Genomic DNA, 17,281 nt, shown 5'->3' on the forward strand with positions numbered 1-17,281 from the left:
TTCTTTACGCTCATTAATTGACCAGCATTGGCAAGGAACAGGGACCAGCATTTTATGGACAGCTCCGCAGACGCTCCTTCAGGCCAGCCCCGCTTTATTCTCGGGATTTCCGCCTACTATCACGATTCGGCCGCAGCTCTGATTGCGGATGGGGTACTTGTTGCTGCTGCTCAGGAAGAGCGATTTACCCGCAAGAAACACGATTCGGCCTTTCCCGCACGTTCGGTGGAGTTCTGCCTTTCCCAGGCCGCTATTGGTTTGGACCAGGTTGAGGCGGTGGTCTTCTATGACAAGCCGCTGCTCAAGTTCGAGCGTTTGCTGGAAACCTATCTGAGTTTTGCGCCGAAAGGGTTGGGCTCCTTTCTGAAGGCTATGCCTGTCTGGCTCAAGGAAAAGCTGTATCTGAAGAAAGAGCTTCGCCATCAGCTTTCAGAGCTATCCGGGTTGAGGATCGGTGAATTGCCGCCCCTTCTGTTCTCTGCTCACCATCAGTCCCATGCGGCTTCCGCTTTTTTTCCTTCTCCCTATGAGGAAGCGGCGGTGCTGTGTTTGGACGGCGTAGGGGAGTGGGCTACTACGTCGGCATGGGTTGGTGATAAAAATGAACTGCGGCCACTGTGGGAAATAGATTTCCCTCATTCCCTTGGGCTTTTGTACTCGGCGTTTACCTACTATCTGGGCTTCAAGGTCAACTCCGGAGAGTACAAGGTAATGGGCCTGGCGCCCTACGGAAAGCCGGCCTACACAGATCTGATCAAGGAGCAGCTGATTGATATCAAGCCGGATGGCTCGTTTCGGCTGAATATGGAGTATTTCGAGTATTGTACGGGTTTGCGGATGATTTCTTCGGCCTTTGAGTCGTTGTTTGGAATGCCGGCAAGGAATCCTGAGTCGGATGAATTGACAGAAAAGCACATGGATATTGCGGCCTCCATCCAGCAGGTGACTAATGAGTGCGTGTTGGCCCTTACCCGAAGTCTGCATCGGGAGACGGGGCTGGACAATCTTTGTCTGGCTGGTGGTGTGGCACTTAATTGTGTGGCCAACAGTGAAGTGATTCGTGAAAGTGGGTTCCGGAATGTGTGGATTCAGCCTGCGGCTGGTGATGCAGGCGGCGCGCCCGGGGCCGCCTGGGCGGCTTGGTACCTGTATTTCGGGCGGCAGCGTGACATCATTGAGCCAGACGGAATGAGTGGTGCCTACTTGGGGCCGGACTATGGCGATCAGGAAATCCAGTCGGCCATCGATTCGTTTTCTGGTGTTGCTGTCCGTCTTGAGGAAACCGAACTTTTTGACAGGGTGGCGTCGCTGATATCTGAAGGCAAGGTTATTGGCTGGTTCCAGGGGCGCATGGAGTTTGGTCCCCGTGCCCTGGGGCACCGGTCTATCCTGGGGGACCCCAGACGGCAGGATATGCAAGAGGTGATGAACCTCAAGATCAAGTTCCGGGAGTCTTTCCGGCCGTTCGCTCCGTCGGTGCTACAGGAGGAGATGGCTGGCTGGTTTGATTGTGATCATACCAGTCCCTACATGCTGACCACTGCGCCAGTAGCATCAGAAAGGCGTTTTGAGGCTGGTGCAGAGCCCGTGAGGGGCTTGGATCAGTTGGCCGTTCATCGCTCTCAGATTCCCGCTGTGACTCATGTCGATTTCAGTGCCCGGCTGCAGACCGTCGGCGAAGGGGGTTCGCCGCGCTACCGGCGTTTGTTGGAGGTGTTTAATAAGCTGACAGGCTGCCCGGTACTCATCAATACCTCCTTTAATGTTCGGGGCGAGCCGATTGTTGCCACGCCTGAAGATGCGTATCGCTGTTTTATGGCAACGGATATGGATTATCTGGTGATGGGAAACTTTGTGTTGGCCAAGACGGACCAACCGGATAATGATTCATTCCGTGACCATGTTGAAAAATTCGAACTGGATTGATGCTGATGGATGTCTCTAGAGCAGATCTCAGGAAGTTTGGAATTGGTTTGGCGGTACTGTTGCCGCTTCTGTTCTATGCAGTCTTGCCATGGCTCTTTGGCCTTGAACGGTTGGTTTGGCCTTGGGTAGCGGGGGCAGGGGTGTTGGCGGTGGCTGTGGCCTTTCCTGCGGGGCTGAAACCCGTTTATCGGTTCTTGATGTGGGTGGCGGGGCCGCTGGGGCGCTTTAACTCAGTATTGCTGTTAGGGGCGGTGTACTTCCTGATGGTTGTGCCAATGGGGTTCATCATGCGTTTGATCGGTAAGGATCCAATACCCAAGAAGTTTGACTCATCGGCGCAGACCTATCGCCGTGAGAGTGCTGAATCAACGAGTCTGGAGGTGCCGTTCTGATGATGGAATTATTCAGGGATTTCTTTTTGTTTATCCGGGCTCGCAAGAAGTACTGGATGGTGCCACTTTTTGTGACGCTGGTTCTGCTGGGCGGTCTGATTGTTTTTTCTCAGGGCTCGGCCTTTGCGCCCTTTATTTACACGCTGTTCTAGGGTGGGCAGAAGTGTCTGGCTCGTGCTTTTACCGGAGAGGCCGGGCGGCCTCTCCGGTCAGAGCTGGGTCTGATACCCGGCTTTACGCGGCTTTTGAGCGGCGGCGCATGATAAACATGCCTGCCAGGGCAAGGCTGACCAGGCCAATGGTGCCGGGCTCGGGTACCTTTTTCAGGTCCACTTCACCTTCAATAACGTCATTGGCGCATGTCATACCCCAGTGGAAGGCGAGGGAGTCGCCGTCCATAAGGTCACTTGAAGCCAGGTCGGCAGAGATATTGAGCTGACCAGTGCCCAGGGACCATGAGCCAACGCTACCGTAATTGACGACCAGTTCCTGGTTGCCATCTTTGATAGTCACTTCCTGCCCGTAGCGCCATGCGCCTCCGGTCATTAGCTGATCGCTCAGGATAGCTGTGTCCAGATTCGATGTGCCAAGAAGCTGAAAGAGTGTTACATCACCACCGCCATTCTCGTAACGGTCGCTTAGCATCAGGCCCCAGGTCCACTTGGTGCCATTAGTGGCGTCATCCTTGTCGTAACCGTTTTCAGAATTGTCGCCGGGAGTAGGTACTGACTGTTCTGGAGTCCATTGATTAGCAAGGAATAGGTCACCATAGCCTATTCCGGTCCCGCCGAGCGTCAGGTCATTAAAAAGAGTCCCTGACTGACCCGCAAAATTGGTGTTTACGGTAAAATCAAATTGTGAGCCGTTCTGGGCAACAACCATTGATGAAATATCAAAGTAGTCGTCTTCCCCAACAACATCTCCATAAGTGCCCGCATCTGAGCCAACGTAATCATCGTTTACCGTGATTGGCGCTGCTGCAAGACTGCCAGAGAGGCCAAGTAGTACTGCTGCTAGTGTCGCTGTCATTCCATAATTAGACATTGTTTACTCCTATCCACTCTCTACCACACATACTGCCAACCGTCTGACAGTGGTAATGTTGACTATACTGTTCAACAATGCCCTTTAAGCAAGTGACATGCCTACTCCGAAAATCAGCGTAAATGCAAAGAGATAGGCTATCGTATATTTCGTTAAGCGACTTTACTGTAAAGTAAATGGACAGTTGTATTCGGCGCAGGGGACAACCTGCTCCGTCGTTTCCACTAGGGAAGAGGAAATGCTATGTCGGAGAATTTACGCCACCGGAAATCTTTCTTTGGTGCAATTTCAGCACTAATGGGCGTGGTGATCGCGATTGTGATTGTTGAGTTTGGGCTCGGAGTGCTTAAACCGCGGATAGACCCTGCAGGGCAGATGGATGAAGGGTTCATCCTGTTCGATTCCGAGCTTGGCTGGAAGCTGGCGCCGGGGTGGCAGGGGCGTCATGTTCACCACGATTTTGAGGTTACATACCGCGTAAACTCCCTCGGCTTCAGAGGTGATGATCTGGATTTTGCCCGCCCTGGCTCCGTCATGTTCCTTGGCGATAGTTTCACATTTGGCCTTGGTGTGAACGACGATGAGGTTTTTACGGAGTTGCTCAATCAATCTTCAGATCTGAATCATCTCAATGCCGGGGTGCCTGGTTATTCTAATGACCAACAACTCCTGTTGCTCGATACACTCATGGAGTATCGGCCGGTAAAGGTGATATGGGTTGTTTATCTTGGCAATGATTTGCTGGATAACGGTGAGCCTTTTCCATTGCAGGCAGCCCACGGCAAGCCTTATTTCCGAATGACACCGGATGGACGGCTCAGTTTGCAGAATGTTCCAGTACCACTTAAGCCAAAGCCTCCTGCATTCACCAATAAAAGCGTGAGGTCGGAAATACTGCAGGGTCACGACCCCTACACGTTCTGGCAGGAATGGATTGAGAGCTATGAGATTGGTCGTATCGTTAATCAATGGGTGGGTATCGATTCAGAGGCCCTGAGAGGGCACCTGCAGACCAGCACTCAGGATCAGATTGATTTGTTCATGGGGATTATTCGAGAGGGTAACGCTGCATTGGAGAATGCAGGCATTGAATTGCAAGTGGTGTTGCTGCCGGGCCAGGGACTCACTCGCGAAGGATCAATTCCCGGGATTTACCAGAAGACATTGTCTTCAGTTTTAACGGATGAGCTGGACAGCGCCGGTATCGACGTTCTGGATATGGCCGGTCGGCTGGAAACTTTGGAGAATCCTGGCGGTCTTTTTCACCCGAATGAGGGACACTTTAATAAAGAAGGGCATCGCTGGCTGGCGGAGGAGTTCTCACGCTCAGCGTCGATGTAGTCGAACCGGGCTTTTTCCATGGAAAGCCCGGTTCTGTTTTGCTCAGGAATAGTTGGCCGTATCACCCCGGCTCGGATGTACTGTACTTCTCAAGAATGGCTTTGGCTTCAGCGTTTCTGCCTGTCTCTCGATAGGCTTCAGCCAGGTGCAAGGCAATTTCCTGAGAATCTGGAGCGAGTTGATGAGCTTTTTCGAGTATGGGGATGCTGGCCTGCAAGTCCCCTGATTTGAATAGAATCCAGCCATAAGTATCGGCTATTGCCGCGTTCTCCGGAACAAGTTCGAATGCCCTGCGAGCCAGCTCTGTGGCTCTGTCGTCATTCTGCTCGAAGTAAAGCCACGCCAGATTATTCAGGGCAATCGCGTTCTGGGGAGACTGCTCCAGTAGTCGTTCATAGGCGTTTATCGCCTCAGAGGCTTCACCCTTTTGTTGATGGAGCATTGCCGAAGACATGAGAAGTCCTTGATGTTCGGGGTGCTGGCCAAGAAATTCTTTCGCCAGTTGAATTGCTTCGTCTGTTTGCCCGCTGCCATCGATTGAGCGCACGAGGGCCAGCTTTGTATCAGGGCCTGCACCTTTTTCGATTGCCAGTTCGTACATCTCCACGGCCTGTTGATATTGCTCAAGGCTTGCAAAGTGTTGAGCTTCAATAACATAGGGGCCTGGTGATAGATCGTGCGCCTGTTTGACCTCTTGCAGAATCCTGCGCGCTTTGTCTTCCTGTTTCTGGCTGAATGCCAGCGACGCTGATTGCAGGGCAATGTTTTCATTTTCCGGGAAAAGGACTCGTCCACGTTCCAGTACCTGGTCTGCCCGTTCAAGGTCGCCACTGCGACGTAATTTCGCCCCAACCCCGTTGAAGATGTTGGCGACAGCCGATTCTGCCGGTGCCGGGTTGTTCTCGGAGTCACGTTCCAGAAGCGTGGCTGCCAGTTCATCTGCCCGGTTCTGGTCTCCGCTGGTCAGTGCGATTTCCAAAAGTATCAATCTTGGGGCGATTGAGGCCGGGTGGTCCTGAATCAGCTTTTCCATTTCCGGCTTCAGTTCATCGGCCGTGTGGGTAGCTGCCATCCCCTGGAGAGCCTGCATGTTATCCGGGCTCAGGTTCGCGGCATCGATAAACTGCTGCTTCGCCGCCTGTTGGTCATCCTGCGCCAGTGCCATACGACCGAGAGCAACTTTGGGAGCCGGGTTGGTGCTGTCCAGAGCGGTAGCTTTTTCGAAGAACCTGGCGGCTTCTTCGTAATTTCCTGCCTGCGCCGCGATTTCTCCGCGTGTCATATGGGCGGTCAGGTCGTCGGGGCTTTCGGATAGCCATTGGTTCGCAACATCGATGGCTTTCTCACGCTCCCCCGCCACGAGATGAGCCTGAACGCGCAGGGATTTAACAAGGGGTGAGTCGGGTTGCTGCTCACTCAACAGGTCAAGTTGCTCGAACGCTTTGTCGGTCTTTTCTCTGCTCAGTAAATACCGAGTGTATCGGAGGCGGAGGTTCTGGTTGTCCGGGTTGAGACTCAGTGACTTTTCCAGGAGCGCTTCCCCGGTGTCAAGGTCTCCAGTGGACAGGGAGGCGATCCCTACCATTGCTAGCACGGAAGGATCCGTATCTGCGGATTCCAGATTTTCCAGAACCTTTTGGGCACCCTGGGGGTCTCGAAGTTGAAGACGGGACGCTGCTACCAGCTTGCTTGCCAGTTCGGAGTCACCAAGCTCTGCCACTGGCGCCAATAACTGTTCTGCCTCCTCAACTCGCCCCTGCCTGAATCTGACAAGCCCCAGCATGGTTGCGGCTTGTTCGTTTCCGGGTGCCTGGGCGCGAATCTCCTCAAGAAAACGGGCGGCTTCCTCAAGGTTGCCTTCTTCGTACGCTGATTGCGCTGCCTGGAGATTGCTTTTGATGGTTCCTGGTGCGGACTTTGCCAGAATTTCTTCGTAGACAAACGCCTCAGACGACTTGCCCTGTTCACGCAGGGCTCTGATCAGGGCGGACATGGTTTCGTATTTACGATAGGTCATAATATCGTAGCGCCCGATTTCTTCCAGGGCACGAATGTAGGCTTCCTCGGCGTCGCTCCAGTTTTCTGCTTGCTCGGCGAGTTGCGCCTTCCAAAGCCAGAGTTCGGAGGCGTTCTGATCAATCTCTTCGGCTTGGGAAATGTATTCCTGTGCCTGTTCACTCTGGCCCCGCTGCATTGCTGTCCTGGACAAGCCGACGACGGCTTCTACGGATGAGGAGATGTTTTGTGCTTCTTCGAACGCTGCCTGGGCTTCGTCAGGCCGGTTGGATGCCAGCAGGATCCGGCCTTTGATGATTTCAGCTTTCTGTGCCTGAACTCGATCCAGGGAATCAAGACCGCTCAGTGCATCGAGAGCATCCTCCAGCTGTCCCTGCATCAGGTTTGCTTCGGCTCTTAAAAGTGCGGCCTGATTCTCTACCGCCTCGGTTCTCGACTCTTCTGGAATGCTTTCAAGGAGATATCCGAGTTGACGTTCGGCATTAACCGCATCGCCGGCAGTAAGAAGGTTGTTCAAGATGATGAAATAGGGATCCGGGCGTTCTGGCTGCAGCTCAATCGCGCTTCTCGCCTCTTGTGTGCTTGAGCGTAGCTCTCCCTGTCGCTGGAAAAAGCGCGATTGATCCAGATGGCTGAGGTATTGGATTTCCTCCTGGCTCATTTCTTCCTGACTATCGCTGCATCCTGAAAGACCGGTGGCGATAGCGATGGCCATAATTGTCGCGCAAATCGTGGAAGTAGCTTTCATTGCCCATATCCTTTGTTGTTCGAGTCCTTCACTTCTTGACCTTTTCTCAGGCTTTGGAGGTGTCTTGAGACGTTTCGATTCGATATTTATCGGTGAGGTTGTATAGAGTAGGGCGGGTTACGCCCAGCAGCCTTGACGCTTGAGCCATATTGAAGTTGCTGGTTCTGAGGGCTTGTACTATTGCCTGCCGTTCCGCTCTTTCTCTCACCTGCCTCAGATTCAGTTGTAGATTGCTGACATCCTCCTGGCAGGGAAGTTCAAGGTCTTCTGCGGTTACCCTTTTGCCTTCAGCCATGATGGTTGCTCGTTTGATCTTGTTGATCATTTCACGGACATTGCCGGGCCAGGGGTAGGAACTGATGGCATTCACCGCATCTTCGCTGAAGCAAAGGTTGGGGCGGTCCATTTGTTTGCCCAGAGATTTCAGCAAAGACTGTGCAATGACCAGGGCATCCCCATCTCGTTCGCGCACGGCGGGCACATCAAGGGTGATCTCGCTGATTCTGTAATAAAGATCTTCCCTAAAATCGCCGCTCTCAATAAGTTGCCTGACATCGCGGTGTGTTGCGCAGACAACGCGGACGTCCACAGGCACCGGATTAACAGAACCGACCCTGTCAACGACACGCTCCTGGAGAAAGCGGAGCAATTTGGCTTGCAAGGCCATGGGCATGTCGCCAATTTCATCCAGGAACAATGTGCCTCCGTTGGCACTCTCGATTTTGCCTTTTTTCGATTGCGTGGCCCCCGTGAAGGAGCCCTTCTCGAACCCGAAAAGTTCACTTTCCAGCAGATTCTCCGGGATGGCGGCACAGTTTATTGCAGCAAAAGGCTTGTCCGACCGGTGACTGAGATCGTGAAGGGCGCGGGCCAATAGTTCTTTGCCTGTGCCTGTTTCGCCGGTAATGAGTGTGGTTACGTCTGTGGGTGCAACTTTTTCGAGTGTTCTGCACACAGAAAGCATCTGCGGGCTTGAGGCGACGATGCCCCTGATGTTGGCTCCGTCTTCTCGCAAAAAGAGTTCACGGTTTTCCTTTTCCAGCTCGGCAAGCCTGAACGCGCGGTTGACGACAAAGGTCAGGATATCGGCGTCCAATGGCTTCTGGTAAAAGTCCGAGGCGCCCATGCCGATCGCTTTTACTGCGTTTTCTTTGTCTTCACGACCGGTTACGACGATCACTTTGGTCATCGGTGCCAATTGAAGAATGTCCTCAAGCAGCCTGAAGCCTTCGCTGGCACCTCCCGGATCTGGGGGAAGGCCAAGGTCAAGAGTTACCACCTCCGGTTCTTCACGTCTCAGGCAGGTTAGGGCCGCTTCTCTGTCTGTGGCAACAGATACGTCCAGCTCTTCACTGAAGCACCAGCGCATCTGGCTCTGAAGGCCTGGGTCATCTTCTACGATTAAGAGTCTTCTGGTCACAACAGCAACAAGTCCTTTTTGTAGATGTTTCCGCACCACTGATTCTCAACTGAACATTGACACTTTGCAATGCTGGTTTGCCTTTCTCTTTGCCGGGGCCAATTAATTGGCGCTTTGAACCGGGCCTTGAGCATCAGAAACAGGCTCTAATGAACGAACATCGCTCAAGGCAGACTTTTCATTCGCCAGCGGTATACGAACGGAAAAGCAGGAGCCAATTCCTGGCTCACTGGTGACATCGATATTGCCGCCGAGTTTCTGGATGTACTCCCGGGCCTGATAGGCCCCGATGCCCATCCCTGTGAGCCCTTTTGTGCTGGCAAAGGGCTTGAAAAGCTGGCCGTTAATAAACTCTTCTGTCATGCCGCTCCCGGTATCCTGGATAAAGAGCACGACGTTCCCCTTGGCGATTTTGAGATTCAGGACGATCTCACCATCGGGCGGTGTCGCATCCTGGGCGTTCTGGATTAGATGTCCCAGAACGTTACGGAGTTGTTCTGCTTCGGCTTTGATCATTACGTCTGGCGTGGTTCCCTCAAGCAGAGGTGCCGGCAAGCGGTGTTGATGGTCACTTATCAGGTCTTCAACCAGTTGAGTCAGGTTAACGGGTGTTTGTTTGCTGTCGTCTTCGGAGGCAGGTTTGCGAATGTGGTCCACCAGGTTCGACATCTTGCGAACGGCATGTTCGGTGGTATTGATCATGTCGTCTATGAATGCAGGGTTGTCCCGGTGTTTGGGTGCGTTTTTCACAAGCAGCGATAGCTGGGCAATGACCGTTTTCAGGTCATGAACCATGAACGCCGATGCTTTGCTGACCGCTTCGAACTGCATGGCACGAGATAAGCGATTCTGGGCATCGGCCTGGGCGAGGAGGTTGGTTGTCTGGCGGGCGACCACTTTGATCAGATCAAAATTCTCCCAGTTCAATTCCACCCGGGCGTAAGGATTGCCGACCAATGCCATACCATAGAGCTCGTTGCCAAGGTAAAGAGGAATGATCAGCCAACCGTCCGGTGTCTTGGCGATGGCATCCGGAATTTCGAGCAGGTTGTAGCTGACGGGGTCAGATTTGTACTCCTGGAGGTCCACTATCCACTCTCGATCCTGGAAAAAGCGCACGAGTTCCGAATCGCTATCGATCATGGTGTACTTGGGTGTGGAGAGGTTTACGGCTGCCTTGAGAGTGTAAGCGTCCTGTTCGCCAATTAACCAGATTGCGCCAGCGTTGCTTTCAACCAGGCCTGCCAGCATGCGGATTACCCGTTCGGGCAAGGGAGGATCGTCGCTGAGGTCGGCCAGTTCCCGGGTCATTTTTAGCCACTCTTCCCGGTAATCGTATTTGTAGTCGAAGAAATTCTGACTGATCAGCACCATCAGTTTGGCACGGATGCGACGGGAAAGTAGAAGTGTTACCAGGAATACCAGGGAGATTGTAAAGAACAGGACCTGGAGGGCATCGCCCCAATCACCGCCAATAACGCGGACGTAGTAGCCGCCAAGCGCCAGGAACAGGAGGTAACCACCTGCAAAAACCAGGGTGCCGGCGTGAAACACAGCTGAGCGGGATAACTGGAAGTCTACCGGTTGTTTGCGGGTGTTGATGACGTTAACGGCGAACAATGGGGTGAGCAGGGCGTTTATAAACCCTCTGGCGCTCCAGAACGAGTCAGCGACCTGGCCAAAAAGCAGGGCGTCGGCATACATGAAGAAGTCAAAGGCAAAGATGGTGGCAACGCCGATGCATATATACTTGATGCTTGAGCGTCCGAAACTTGGTGAGTTGCGCCAGATTTGTTCCACCAGCGACAAACCGAGAAGGGCAAGGCCGATCTGCCCAAGCAATTTGACTTTGCCGGTGGCAATGTCGACTTCCGAAAGATGCTCTACAAGACCGATTCCCAGAAGAACGATAAGCAGGATTACTGCGCTCCCGCCTAGGACCTTTTTTACCTTGGCAGCGAGCTTGTTTTCGCTGAGGCCGTCCTTGAGCAGTGTAAACAGCAGATAAATCCAGGAAGCATCCCGGAGAAGTTCAATAAGATAGCGAAGCTCAAAGCCGGGGTTACCCCACAGGCTTTGGCTGACCAGTGACGAGGCCCAAATGGCGGTTACGGCCGCTGCAAGCGCGAGCGCTCTGTCAACGCCCCGGCGTAAGTAGCGCGTTGCTACCAATATCGCCAAGAGCCCGAACGTAATCGCTGCCAGCGAGTAGCTGAGTACGTCCATGTTGCTGAACATGCCTGGCACCCCGAAAAAAAGAAATCCCTGTCCAAGAATAGTCTTGATTGTGTTCTAGCGTAACTTATGTAGCCGCTATTGACCTAAACCGGCCTCTTATTCTCCCGATAAAACCGGAAAATCTCCTTCAGCGGCCGCTTCGGCTCAAACCCGAATTCCCTGGCAAACGCCCGCCCGTCAATCACTACCGGATACTTGAAGAACGCCATCAGGTAGGACGGAAAACTCTTCAGCTTCAGGGTGCCAAGTATCATCTTCGGAATCATCGGTGGGATGGAGGGCACCTGAATCCGCTTGCATCCACAAAGCTTGAGCGCGTGCTGGTACGCCACCCAGTCCTGCGGAGCCACGTTGTACACGCCACGTGTCGGTTTTTTATACGCCAGGACAATGGCATCGGCCATGTCATCAATGTGGATAAACTGCATCATCGGCGAAAAGCCCGCCAACACCGGCGCTCGCTCGCTGGCCAGCAGGGTGCTGATGGTGTTACGCACGCCCGGGCCCACGATATTGCAGGGGCGCAGGATGGTGATGTTCAGTTCCGGGTAGCGCCACAGGTAAATGTTGGCCAGGTTCTCCAGTTCCACGGAGTCAATCAGGTCAGCACTGAGCCCCGCGCTTTTCAGCGGGGCGGATTCATCAATGAGTGCGGGGTTGTAGGCCACCGCTCCGTATACGTGGAACGTGGAGAGCACCACGACGCGCTTGATGCCGTACTTGTGGCTCAGGTCCAGCAGTTTCTGGGTGCCCAGCACATTGGCGTTATAACGACGCATGCGGGTGAGCTGGCTGGACATGATCCGGCCCATGTGGATCACGCCATCGAACTGGTAGCGCCGGAACAGATCCTCGAACACCCGCTTGTTGAAATCGATGCAGTAGCTGGGGATGTCGTCCCCCAGGTAGACCTGTTCCCGGAAATCCACGGCGACCAGATCGCAGGTGTCCCGGAGCTGTTCGATGACCTGTTGGGCGAGGGCGCCGGCGGCACCGGTAATGAGAATGTGCGGTCTGCGTTTTTCGGTCATCAGAAAAGCCTTTTTCGTTCACTCAGTCCCTTGTCGATCAGACGGCTGATTTCCGCCTTGACCGTTTCCACCCGCTCGGTGACCTGTTCTTCCGGGATTTCCAGATCGTCAAAGTACATCGGGGCTCCGAAGTTCAGGTGTACTTTCGCCGGCAGCACCACGGGCATGGCAACCGGCGCGTAGGGGATGCCGAGGGCCTTCGCCAGGGGCTTGATATTGGCAATGGCCGGAATCGTTTCCTCGCAGCCCACCACGCCGACGGGCACGATTGGTGCCTTGTACTTCATGGCCAGGTGCATGAAGCCGTTGCCGAACCGCTTGAGCTGGTAGCGGTCCTGGTAGAGCTTTCCGGAACCGCGCACGCCTTCGGGGAACACGATAACGGCTTCGTCATTGGCGAGCATCTTGGCGCAGTTAACCGGGTCCCCCAATACAGCCCCAACTTCATTCAGCAGGTTACCCAGCCAGGGTACGGTGGGAAAGAAGCGTTCAATCATCGCCCTGGGAATGCGGGCATCTTTTTCCCGGGAGGCGAGGGCATAGCCAATCAGCAGGCCGTCGATAGGCAGTTGTCCGCTGTGGTTGGCAATAATCAGCACCGGCCCCTCGGCGGGGATGTTTTCAACGCCATGGGCCTGTACCCGGAAGTATTTCTCGTAGATCTGTTTGGTGATCGAGAGCCCGTATTTGATGGCTTCGTTGTTGTAGCCCCAGGGGTCGTAACCGAGGCTCCCGATGGGTTTGCGAATGCGGTTGATGTGCTCGTCCAGTTCCGCGGGAACGAGTCGGGACTTCAGAAACGATGCCAGGCTCATGATTTCCTTCCGATGAATACGCCTAAAGTGTGGCTTTGTCCGCTATTAAGCACCCGATAATCGCTTCCGGCATTGGCGGTTTCGACGCACAGCATGGACTGCCAGGCCGTATCCGGAAAATCCGACAGTTTTGCTGCCTTGGCTGGCCCCGGGTTCCAGACCACCGTGGAATCACTGCCGACTGCCGAGAGTTTGCGACCTGCTCGGGGTGTGACAATCGTCAGGGGCTCGCCGCTCTCGTAAATGCGGTCGGTTTCGCCCTCGAAATACACCGGCCCTTCCTGATGCCGGTATTCCCAGTTATCCAGGGTGTCGATGTACTGGCTGTTGCCCAGGCCCAGGACTCGAGTGCGTGTGATGTCGCTGGTGGGGAAATAGGTGTGAAGTGCCTGGGTAAAGGCCATGGTGTCGTTCCCCAGGTTTGTTGTGGTCAGGGCCAGTTGGCAGCCCCGGATGGAAAAACTGAAGGTGAGCAGGGCGAGTGCGTGGCCGGTCCAGACGTCGCTGAAGTCCTCGTTGGCATCCAGGGACAGGCTGATCTCAACTTCATGGGCGCTTTCCCGGACGTCCTCCAGCTTCCAGAGCGCAGTTCGGGCAAAACCATGGGCGCTTTCGGTGTGAATCCGCTTGCGTACTTCCGGCGCATTCCGGGCCGGATCGCCAAACCACGGCCAGCAAACGGGGATTCCGCCACGGATCGCACGGCCGGGTTCGTACCGGGCGGTGGGGCTCATCCACAGCCAGTCTGCTTCATCCTGGGGGGTGAAGCGCGCCAGGTGAGCGCCCTGGAGAAACAGGGTGGCCTGGAACAAAGGGTGGTTCACCTCAAGGGCTTCCAGTTGCCCGATGGTTTTCCAGCGCGTGAAGGACCATTGGCCCGGCGAAAGAGAAATCGGTGGCCTGTTACTGCTTTCTGACATGGGTATCTGCTAAGTGGAACCGGTTAAGTGTATTCGCTTATACAGAGAGTAAATTAAAACTGCCGCTCCGGCGAGAATTGCGCCTAAAATACGCTCAAAATTCGTACGAGGCCCGCCGATGGAAACGCCGGTTATTACCCCGATTAATGATCCCCTGGTCACGCCGTTGCATAGCGTGCAGGGCGCTGTTGCGGGTAGTGATGTTCTGCCAGTGAATGTACCGAAGGATTGTCAGGAGGCCGTATCAGGGGTCTGGCTGGATGAAATCGCTGTTGGGCTGAGTGAGCATGGCTGGATGTCTCTGGATGCCCGCTCGAGGCTGGGTGCTACCCTGCTGGCGGCCCTGAAACAGGAAGTGCAGATTCTGGATCGCACAGACGCCATGAAAAAAGCCGGCATCGGGCGTGGCAATGATCTGGTGCGGGACCGTTCGGTGCGTCGCGACAGGATCGCCTGGTTGCAGGGCGTCACTGCACCCCAGGCGGCGCTGTTCGAGTTCTTTGAGGCGATTCGTCAGGGCCTGAACCAGAGGCTGTTTCTTGGGCTGAAACGATTCGAGACCCACTATGCGACCTATCATTCCGGTGATTTCTACAAGAAGCACCTGGACAGTTTTCGGGGCAGGGCATCCCGGGTCGTCAGTCTGGTGCTGTACCTGAACGATGACTGGCAGGCCGCAGACGGTGGTGCGCTTCAGGTGTTCAACCGGGATAACGATCGTGAGGTGTGCGGCACCGTGCTGCCCGAGGCAGGACGCATAGCCTTGTTCATGAGTGAGGAGGTCCCTCACGAGGTCTTGCCGGCAAACCGGACGCGCTACAGCCTGGCTTGCTGGTTCCGCCAGGATGAGGTGCCGCTGCCTTTATAGAAAGGGCTGTCTGGCAGGCACGCGGATTTGTCATTGTAGTGTGCAACCCCTTTTGCTAATATGCGCGCCGCTTTCAGGGAATTGTCCTGAAACGCCGTTATGGTGGCTCCATTGGTGCCTCCGCAACATGAAACCGTGAACCCGGTCAGGCCCGGAAGGGAGCAGCCGCAGCGGTGGAATTGTGTGCCGGGGTGTCGCTGATGGAGTCACCCCCAGTTTCTCTTCTGTGTTGTTTTTATCCCTCTGATTTCTCTCGATACCCAAGCGCTTTTCTGCCTGTTTCGGGAACCAAGTCTGCTTCTTATAGATCGTCGTCCGTGCTAAGGTTAGAGCCGTTTTTAACTGCAGTTGGCGGAACATGAGCTACCAGGTACTTGCCCGTAAATGGCGCCCACGGACCTTCGAGGACATGGTGGGCCAGGAACACGTGCTCCAGGCGTTGATTCACGCCCTGGAGAGCCAGCGTCTGCACCACGCTTACCTGTTTACCGGTACTCGTGGGGTAGGCAAAACAACGATCGGCCGCCTGCTCGCCCGCTGCCTGAATTGCGAAACCGGTGTTACCCCCAATCCCTGTGGTGAATGTTCCAGCTGTCAGGAGATCCAGGAAGGCCGGTTTGTTGACCTTATCGAAATCGATGCCGCCTCTCGCACTGGCGTCGACGATATGCGGGAACTGACCGACAACGTCCAGTACGCACCTACCCGCGGCCGCTTCAAGGTGTACCTCATTGACGAGGTGCACATGCTGACGAACCAGTCGTTTAACGCCTTCCTGAAAACCCTTGAAGAACCGCCGGAACACGTCAAGTTCCTGCTGGCGACGACGGATCCCCAGAAGTTACCGGTAACCGTGCTGTCCCGGTGCCTGCAGTTCAATCTCAAGCGGATGACACCGGAACACATTGCCGGTCATCTCCGGCATGTGCTGGGTGCCGAGGAGATTCCGTTCGAGGAACCGGCCCTGTGGCTTCTGGCCCGTGCTGCCGATGGCAGTATGCGGGATGCGTTGAGCCTGACCGATCAGGCCATCGCCTTTGGCAATCAGAAGCTGGCGGCCAGTGATGTCAGTAACATGCTGGGCACTATTGATCAGCGCGATATTGAGCGCATCGTCAATGCGCTGGTTGATGGCGACGGTCCGGCCCTGCTGGCTGAGATCAGCCGGATTTCCGATTTTGCACCGGATTACAGTGTGATCCTTGCGGACCTGCTTTCGCTCTTCCACCGGGTCACCATGGAGCAGGTGGTTCCTGGGAGTGCCGATAACGCCCTCGGTGATGCCGACCAGGTCCAGGCCCTGGCCCGCAAACTCAGTGCCGAGGACGCCCAGCTGTTCTATCAGTCTGCATTGATCGGTCGGAAAGATCTTACGATTACGCCGGATGCCCGGATGGGCTTTGAGATGACCCTGCTGCGGATGCTTGCCTTCCGGCCGGGTGCTGACAGGCGCGAGCCGCCGGCAATAAGCTCCGGCGGTCAGTCTGCGGCATCCGAGCCCCGGGATGAGCCCGACCCGGCACCTGCGTCAACAGTTGGTCCGGAATCTGCGCCGGAACCGAGTGCCGGGCCGCCAGAACCTCCACCAATGCCGGAACCCGTTCCCGATCAGGTTTCGTATCCGGATTTGGAGTCTTATCCGGACGCAGAGGCCTACTCGGAGCCTGAGATAGCTCAGGAGTTCACTCCGCCGGCAGTTCCAGATGCGGCGCCAGTGCCGGAGTCAGCACCTGATTCCGCGCTGCCTCCCGAGCCGGAGCCCGCGCCCGAGTCATTGTCAGGGCCAGAACCAGAGCCTGCTGGCGACTTTGTCTGGCACCGGGATTTCCGGAGTCTGGGTATTGTGGGTATGCCCGGAAACCTGGCCAGTCACGGCGCCATGTCCCAGGATGGCGAAACCATAACGCTGACCATCGACGAAGGACACGCGCGGCTTCTGAACAGCCGGCACGAGGAAAAGATCCTGGCCGCCTTGAGAAATCACTTCGGCGACGCCATTCAGTTACGTATAGAGCCGGGCGATCCCGGTCCTCATACACCGGCGGCCTATGAGGAGCGCCAGCGAAAAGCCCGCCAGGAAGCGGCGGAGGCGTCCATTCGCAAGGATCCGGTCGTACAGTCTATCGTTGAACGATTTGAGGCGCGGGTAGTCGAAGAGAGTATCCGGCCGGTCGAGACAAGCAGGAGATAAGGCATGATGAATAATATGGGCGACTTGATGAAAAAGGCCCAGAAAATGCAGGAAGAGATGCAAAAGGCCCAGGAAGAAATTGCCAAGGCGGAGGTCACCGGTGAAGCCGGTGCCGGGCTGGTCAAGGTCACCATGAACGGTCGCCATGACGTGCGTAAAGTGGACATCGACCCATCCCTGATGTCCGAAGAAAAAGACATTCTCGAAGACCTCCTTGCAGCGGCGGTGAACGATGCCGTGCGGCGCGTGGAGGCGAATCAGAAAGACAAGATGTCCGGTATGATGTCCGGCATGGGCATGCCCCCCGGATTCAAGATGCCGTTCTGAATTT

The 17,281-nt window shown here is 55.2% G+C and carries 14 protein-coding genes and 1 other RNA gene; 8 read left to right on the plus strand and 7 right to left on the minus strand.

Annotated features, from left to right (window positions below):
* The first annotated feature begins 54 nt into the window (after nt 1-54).
* Genes ACESMK_RS10190 through ACESMK_RS10200 form a run of 3 tightly spaced genes read left to right on the plus strand, consistent with a single transcriptional unit; the run spans nt 55 to nt 2,470 of the window.
* Entirely contained in the window at nt 55-1,926 is a 1,872-nt protein-coding gene (locus ACESMK_RS10190) for a carbamoyltransferase (protein ID WP_372997873.1), read from the plus strand.
* A 5-nt stretch (nt 1,927-1,931) separates the two neighbouring features.
* Nucleotides 1,932-2,318 carry an SxtJ family membrane protein gene (locus ACESMK_RS10195; protein ID WP_372998282.1) on the plus strand — a complete coding sequence of 129 codons (387 nt, stop codon included), beginning with the start codon at nt 1,932-1,934 and terminating at the stop codon, nt 2,316-2,318.
* Nucleotides 2,318-2,470 carry a DUF5989 family protein gene (locus ACESMK_RS10200; RefSeq protein ID WP_372997875.1) on the plus strand — a complete coding sequence of 51 codons (153 nt, stop codon included), beginning with the start codon at nt 2,318-2,320 and terminating at the stop codon, nt 2,468-2,470. The genes ACESMK_RS10195 and ACESMK_RS10200 overlap by 1 nt, the downstream gene beginning before the upstream one ends.
* An 82-nt stretch (nt 2,471-2,552) precedes the next feature.
* Here the strand turns inward: ACESMK_RS10200 and ACESMK_RS10205 are convergent, their stop codons facing one another.
* The gene (locus ACESMK_RS10205; RefSeq protein WP_372997877.1) at nt 2,553-3,362 is read right to left on the minus strand and encodes a PEP-CTERM sorting domain-containing protein; all 810 of its coding nucleotides are present in this window, start codon (nt 3,360-3,362) and stop codon (nt 2,553-2,555) included.
* 243 nt (nt 3,363-3,605) lie between these two features.
* Here ACESMK_RS10205 and ACESMK_RS10210 point away from each other — a divergent pair, with 243 nt between their 5' ends.
* Nucleotides 3,606-4,703, plus strand: coding sequence for a hypothetical protein (locus ACESMK_RS10210; RefSeq protein ID WP_372997879.1), 1,098 nt, complete (start codon nt 3,606-3,608; stop codon nt 4,701-4,703).
* A gap of 61 nt (nt 4,704-4,764) precedes the next feature.
* Here ACESMK_RS10210 and ACESMK_RS10215 read toward each other — a convergent pair whose 3' ends face one another.
* From ACESMK_RS10215 to ACESMK_RS10240, 6 genes are all read right to left on the minus strand, one after another.
* A complete protein-coding gene (locus ACESMK_RS10215; RefSeq protein ID WP_372997881.1) occupies nt 4,765-7,467 on the minus strand; it encodes a tetratricopeptide repeat protein in 2,703 nt (900 codons plus the stop codon).
* Nucleotides 7,468-7,513: 46 nt separating this feature from the next.
* Nucleotides 7,514-8,887, minus strand: coding sequence for a PEP-CTERM-box response regulator transcription factor (gene prsR, locus ACESMK_RS10220; protein WP_372997883.1), 1,374 nt, complete (start codon nt 8,885-8,887; stop codon nt 7,514-7,516).
* A 102-nt stretch (nt 8,888-8,989) separates the two neighbouring features.
* Nucleotides 8,990-11,125 carry an XrtA/PEP-CTERM system histidine kinase PrsK gene (prsK, locus tag ACESMK_RS10225; protein WP_372997885.1) on the minus strand — a complete coding sequence of 712 codons (2,136 nt, stop codon included), beginning with the start codon at nt 11,123-11,125 and terminating at the stop codon, nt 8,990-8,992.
* A gap of 83 nt (nt 11,126-11,208) precedes the next feature.
* On the minus strand, nt 11,209-12,156 hold the full coding sequence (locus tag ACESMK_RS10230) for an SDR family oxidoreductase (protein WP_372997887.1): 948 nt from the start codon (nt 12,154-12,156) through the stop codon (nt 11,209-11,211).
* Nucleotides 12,156-12,971 (minus strand): lysophospholipid acyltransferase family protein, encoded by an 816-nt coding sequence (locus tag ACESMK_RS10235; protein WP_372997889.1) that lies wholly within the window; start codon nt 12,969-12,971, stop codon nt 12,156-12,158. Before ACESMK_RS10235 ends, ACESMK_RS10230 begins: the two co-directional genes overlap by 1 nt.
* Complete coding sequence (locus ACESMK_RS10240; protein WP_372997891.1) at nt 12,968-13,891, minus strand: D-hexose-6-phosphate mutarotase; 924 nt, start codon at nt 13,889-13,891, stop codon at nt 12,968-12,970. Before ACESMK_RS10240 ends, ACESMK_RS10235 begins: the two co-directional genes overlap by 4 nt.
* Nucleotides 13,892-14,009: 118 nt before the next feature.
* On the opposite strand from ACESMK_RS10240, the gene ACESMK_RS10245 reads away from it, so the two are divergent.
* The 4 genes from ACESMK_RS10245 to ACESMK_RS10260 all read left to right on the plus strand — a co-directional run bounded on the left by ACESMK_RS10245 (nt 14,010) and on the right by ACESMK_RS10260 (nt 17,277).
* Nucleotides 14,010-14,759 (plus strand): 2OG-Fe(II) oxygenase, encoded by a 750-nt coding sequence (locus ACESMK_RS10245; RefSeq protein ID WP_372997893.1) that lies wholly within the window; start codon nt 14,010-14,012, stop codon nt 14,757-14,759.
* A 109-nt stretch (nt 14,760-14,868) separates the two neighbouring features.
* An RNA gene (gene ffs, locus ACESMK_RS10250) (signal recognition particle sRNA small type) lies at nt 14,869-14,965 on the plus strand.
* 152 nt (nt 14,966-15,117) lie between these two features.
* A complete protein-coding gene (gene dnaX, locus ACESMK_RS10255; protein ID WP_372997895.1) occupies nt 15,118-16,950 on the plus strand; it encodes a DNA polymerase III subunit gamma/tau in 1,833 nt (610 codons plus the stop codon).
* A gap of 3 nt (nt 16,951-16,953) precedes the next feature.
* Nucleotides 16,954-17,277, plus strand: coding sequence for a YbaB/EbfC family nucleoid-associated protein (locus ACESMK_RS10260; RefSeq protein ID WP_372997897.1), 324 nt, complete (start codon nt 16,954-16,956; stop codon nt 17,275-17,277).
* Nucleotides 17,278-17,281: the final 4 nt, after the last annotated feature.

Origin of the sequence: Marinobacter sp. (assembly GCF_041687235.1) — a bacterium.
Taxonomy (GTDB): domain Bacteria; phylum Pseudomonadota; class Gammaproteobacteria; order Pseudomonadales; family Oleiphilaceae; genus Marinobacter.

Excerpts from the sequence above, each read along its gene's own strand:
- ACESMK_RS10190 (WP_372997873.1), top strand. The coding sequence starts at position 55 with ATGGACAGCTCCGCAGACGCTCCTTCAGGCCAGCCCCGCTTTATTCTC.
- ACESMK_RS10235 (WP_372997889.1), bottom strand. The coding sequence starts at position 12,971 with ATGAGCCTGGCATCGTTTCTGAAGTCCCGACTCGTTCCCGCGGAACTG.
- ACESMK_RS10210 (WP_372997879.1), top strand. The coding sequence starts at position 3,606 with ATGTCGGAGAATTTACGCCACCGGAAATCTTTCTTTGGTGCAATTTCA.
- ACESMK_RS10245 (WP_372997893.1), top strand. The coding sequence starts at position 14,010 with ATGGAAACGCCGGTTATTACCCCGATTAATGATCCCCTGGTCACGCCG.
- ACESMK_RS10195 (WP_372998282.1), top strand. The coding sequence starts at position 1,932 with ATGGATGTCTCTAGAGCAGATCTCAGGAAGTTTGGAATTGGTTTGGCG.
- dnaX (WP_372997895.1), top strand. The coding sequence starts at position 15,118 with ATGAGCTACCAGGTACTTGCCCGTAAATGGCGCCCACGGACCTTCGAG.
- ACESMK_RS10260 (WP_372997897.1), top strand. The coding sequence starts at position 16,954 with ATGATGAATAATATGGGCGACTTGATGAAAAAGGCCCAGAAAATGCAG.
- prsK (WP_372997885.1), bottom strand. The coding sequence starts at position 11,125 with ATGTTCAGCAACATGGACGTACTCAGCTACTCGCTGGCAGCGATTACG.
- ACESMK_RS10215 (WP_372997881.1), bottom strand. The coding sequence starts at position 7,467 with ATGAAAGCTACTTCCACGATTTGCGCGACAATTATGGCCATCGCTATC.
- ACESMK_RS10205 (WP_372997877.1), bottom strand. The coding sequence starts at position 3,362 with ATGTCTAATTATGGAATGACAGCGACACTAGCAGCAGTACTACTTGGC.
- ACESMK_RS10200 (WP_372997875.1), top strand. The coding sequence starts at position 2,318 with ATGATGGAATTATTCAGGGATTTCTTTTTGTTTATCCGGGCTCGCAAG.
- ACESMK_RS10230 (WP_372997887.1), bottom strand. The coding sequence starts at position 12,156 with ATGACCGAAAAACGCAGACCGCACATTCTCATTACCGGTGCCGCCGGC.
- ACESMK_RS10240 (WP_372997891.1), bottom strand. The coding sequence starts at position 13,891 with ATGTCAGAAAGCAGTAACAGGCCACCGATTTCTCTTTCGCCGGGCCAA.